Below are 4,154 nucleotides of genomic sequence, written 5' to 3'. Positions count from 1 at the left end.
GTCATGACGATGAGCGCCGGCGCGCGAACACGAAATCCGAGCAAAATGCCGATCACGCCGACGGCGACAAGACCCCAAAGCACGGCGATCTCCTACGGTGTGAAAGACTCGGTGTGCCGCGCCCAAGTCTCCCACATATGCAAATCCGCACCAACACCGAATCCCCGCCGCGGCTAGGCCGGATCTCGACCAGGCAGACTGGAATCGCAGCACCACCAGCCCTTGCACAAAAGGCGTAGGACACCTTGTCCCAATGACGCGTTTTCGCTCATTTCCTTGTCATCCCGCTGCGCCTACGCTGCTTATGAAATAGGTACGCGGAGTATTCACCCGCGGTGCGGCAGCGCGCCTTGAATCACCGTCCTGGAGTGAACGTTGTGTCTCTATTTCTTGGCGTTGCCGTTCAGGACACAGGGGCACCGGACGCAGCCTGGCGAGGCAAGAGCGCGTCGGCCCGCGGTTGTTGCATAGCATTTTCAGCGTGACGTCCATCGATGCTGCAGGCTTCCATCCTTTTGCTGATCGTGTCGATATGGTTCCCTGGCGCCACGCGGATTGCCGGAACCGATGGCTCGATTTCCTTTTTGCTCGCTTTGTTCTGCGGCCTGGTAAGCCTCGTTCCCTACGCCGAAGCGACAAAACGTCTGCATCGCACCGACACGGCCCTGGCGGCTGCCGTGCTGACAACATCTGCCCTCATCATGGTTCTGTCGCTGCTGTCGGCGCTACACGCGGACAATCCGGTCAGGACCATGCGCGCTGTCTTCGCCCAGGTGTTTGGTTTCGCCACTATCCCGACCATTGCATTGATCGCCGCGAGGCCTAGGAGTTTTGAGGCAATCGACAGGATTGGGATGACCATGGCCATCATGGTTGCCGTTACATCCTGCCTTGTCGTTATTGGCCTCGGCGATGCTCGATTCGCCGATCGGGCGGAAGGCTATTTCAAGCATGCAAACCAGCTCGGAATTGCCTTGTCGGCCGGTCTGCCGCTTGTCGCCGCGAAGCTGGTCGCTTCTCGAAGGCACCGAATCCTCCTTTCGGTTTGCCTCCTCGCGGGGTTGCTGGGTTTGGTCAAATCGGGATCCAAGACGAATTTCGTTCTTGGGGTCGTCGGTCTCGGCACGTTCTACGGGCTATACTGCATCTATCTGGTGATAAGGAAGCAGCGTCCGGTAACAGTGATCGCGGCGACCGTTACGGCTCCGATATTGTTCCAGGCTAGCTTCATGATGTTGCAGTTCCTGAACCCACGGGCCTACAAGCTGCTGTCGCTTCAGCTCTCCGGCGGGGAGGCACATTCGATCGTTTCGCGGCAACGACTGTGGTCGATATCAATCGATCTGGGCCTGTCGCATCCGTTCATGGGCGTGGGCGCAGGGCAATGGGTGGGCGACATCGCTCCGCACAGCCACAACCTGTTCATCGATTATTTTAGAACGCTGGGAGTGCCCGGCCTCGCCTTGGTGGTGATCATGGTTCTGCTGGTGGTGGGTTATCTGATCAGCGCCGTTCTGCACACATTGGTCGACAGGGGCAGGAGCGAACAAGCGACCGAAGTGAATGTCATGGTGCTCGGAACATCGGTCGCCGTATGGAACTACTTGGTCGCCAACCAGATGAGCGATTCCTTCGGGCCGTCAACCGCGGCCTTCTTCTGGCTGCCGCTCGCTTTGCTCATAGTCTACCGCGGCATGCAGCGATCGCTGCAGACCGGCCTTGCCAAGACCCCGAGGTTGTATGTCGGGACCGGGTCTCAGCTGCTTGAAGTTGAGTATGCCCCTCGCACATCGCCTTGACTTCATTGGCGTTCCAAGAGTTCATCGTACCACCCGAAATCCAATGACCTCGCACACTGTTGGTGACCTGGCGGCAAGCCTCCCGCCAAGCGTCGAAGCACGCGCGCTGCGGACAGACATTCGATTTGTCGAATTCTTTGGTCTGCCCGGGGTCGGAAAGACAACCACCTCCGGCCTGCTGGCGAACGGCCTGCGACGGTGCGGCCCGCTGGAAGGCGACGTGCGAGTGGCGTGGGAAGGAAGAACATTCATCGAGAGGCAGATACACAGAATGGGCGTTGTCGCCCCTCGGCTGCTAGATCGTGAGTTTCGCTCGTTGCTTGCTCGAATTGCCCGCTTCGTCATCGAAAGCAGGCAAGTGTCGCGCCTTGATGCCATCAGGCTTGTCTGGAATCTTATCAGCCTGGTCGCATTTATCCAGCATGAGAGGGCAAGAAGAAATTCAATAATCATAATGGATCAGGGGTTGCTGCAGGGATTCTGGTCCATATTGCTGAAGAGCAGATGCAGGAAAACATCCGAGAATTGGCTGGATATGCTTTCTGCCGTCGGATTGCATGACATGGTTTTTGTCCACCTGCGCAGCGAGACCGGCATCGCCAGAGACCGGCTCCTGACCAGGGGCGATCGCTCCTCGCGGCTGCAACGGACATCTCCGGACAGCGATCCCGACCTTTGGTCGGCGGCGGATCGGGCTTGCCGCGAAATGGCGGCCGCCCTTGAGCGGGGAATGGGAACGGAAGATCGCATGGGCGTGCTGGCGGTTATCGACATCGAAAGGCTTGCTTCGCCCGAAGCCGTGGCCTCGAGAGCTCTCGAGGCGGTCCGTTCGGCCTGTCTCGACCGTCATCGGCAATCCCTTTCTTCAGGTCAATGATGATGAGGATGGACCGCCGTTCATTCATGGGTCTTGCTGGGCTGTCTCCCGTGTTCGCCCTGTTGCCGGGCGCGTACCAGGCGGGGGGCGGGCAGATGCCGGAGGGCAAGCAGCTCGTTCTGACGGGCGAGCATGGCTACGAACAACAAATGTTTCGGGATCTCGAAGCCGGGGCGACAATCGATGCCCGGAATGCTTCCTTCACAGTCGCCAACAGCAGAAATCCTGAGCCCAGCGCGATGATGGGCTGCGACGAAGGAAATCTGCCAGTCAACCGCTACCCGGTGGTCATCCGCAACTGTCCGGGCGTTCATTTCATCGGAGGGCGCTTCGACGGCCAGGTGCCGCTGACCTCCGATTGGCGCGACACCTACTGCAACAGCGCGGCTCTGCTGGTCAGGGACGGAACCGCCAATGCGACAATAGAAGGCGTCCGCGCGCGGCGCTGCTGGGATGGCGTGCGTTTCGCGGCGCGGGCCGACGGCTTTCACCTGAAAGGCTGCTGGCTCAGCGAAATCAGGGATGATGCGGTGGAGAATGACTACCTGCTCAGCGGCATTGTCGAGGATTGCCTGTTCGACGGCTGTTTTTCGGGGATCAGCGTGGATCCTGCCTCAAACGAGCGGGATGGGACACGGGAGACAGTGCGGATCGATCGAACCCTCATTCGCATGCACCCGTTTCTCTCCAAGGACGAAATCACACATCAGGCGCCGATCAAGGCCGTCGATCAGTCACCCAGGCTGAGGATAACGGGATCGGTTTTCGCATTGGCTTCGGTGAACATGCGTGGACTCCGTCGCCTGGAAAGAACCTGGGGGCTGGCTATCGAAAGCCGGGACAATGTGCTGCTGTGGCTGCCCGACGAACCAATTCCTTCGGAATTGCCGCTGCCGCCATCCGGTTTCAAGGTGCTGACGGGCGCTGACGCGCGCGAATACTGGAACAAGGCGCATCTGCAATGGGTTGCGGCGCATCAGAACGTGGCCCGGTTCTCCGACGAAGCGCTGTGACAAGTCGCACTCGGGGGCAAACATTCGGTTGCTTAGCTGTGTTGGGCGAAGCTGTGTTGGGCGAAGTGAACTCCTGCCGAAAGGCTTGCCAATTCGCCCATTGAACGTACCTGTTTCGCAACGACAGGTTGGACCGCCGTCGCGTTCCGGCAGAGGGGGAGAGGACTACTCGATGAATCACGAGGCGGGTAACGGAACGGCGCCGCCAGGCTCCACCGCTCATATCCCGGCCACGTTTGTGACCCAGGGACGGCTGGCACGCGTCAGGGGGCAGAATATTCTGTTCAGTCCTTCCCAGCGGGCCATCTTCGCCGTTAACGATACTGCTGCCGAGATCTGGCGCTCCCTAGAAGAGGGCACATCGGCGCGCGCCATCTCGGCCGAGATGGCGCGCGCCGGCGTCGATGGCATCGAGGCAAACAGGCATGTCGAGGCCGCGCTGAGGGAGTGGCAGCGGCTGAGCTT

Annotated in this window: 4 protein-coding genes; all 4 read left to right on the top strand. The window is 59.8% G+C overall.

Translation table 11 applies throughout. From position 1 onward, the window contains the following. The first annotated feature begins 494 nt into the window (after positions 1 to 494). Complete coding sequence (locus EOA32_RS34010) at positions 495 to 1,799, top strand: O-antigen ligase family protein (protein WP_066992048.1); 1,305 nt, start codon at positions 495 to 497, stop codon at positions 1,797 to 1,799. A gap of 43 nt (positions 1,800 to 1,842) precedes the next feature. Next, positions 1,843 to 2,676, top strand: a complete 834-nt coding sequence (locus EOA32_RS34005; protein ID WP_128374050.1) for a hypothetical protein — start codon at positions 1,843 to 1,845, stop codon at positions 2,674 to 2,676. Between the two features lie 8 nt (positions 2,677 to 2,684). Beyond that, entirely contained in the window at positions 2,685 to 3,689 is a 1,005-nt protein-coding gene (locus tag EOA32_RS34000) for a hypothetical protein (RefSeq protein WP_095783969.1), read from the top strand. A gap of 172 nt (positions 3,690 to 3,861) precedes the next feature. Further along, positions 3,862 to 4,154, top strand: a 293-nt coding sequence (locus EOA32_RS33995) for a PqqD family protein (RefSeq protein WP_145971448.1), incomplete at its 3' end; no start/stop codon positions are given.

This window comes from Mesorhizobium sp. M1A.F.Ca.ET.072.01.1.1 (genome assembly GCF_004023325.1).
Classification (GTDB): Bacteria; Pseudomonadota; Alphaproteobacteria; order Rhizobiales; family Rhizobiaceae; genus Mesorhizobium.
The sequence above is the reverse complement of the archived record's forward strand: the minus strand, read 5'-3'. Positions and strand labels throughout refer to the sequence as shown.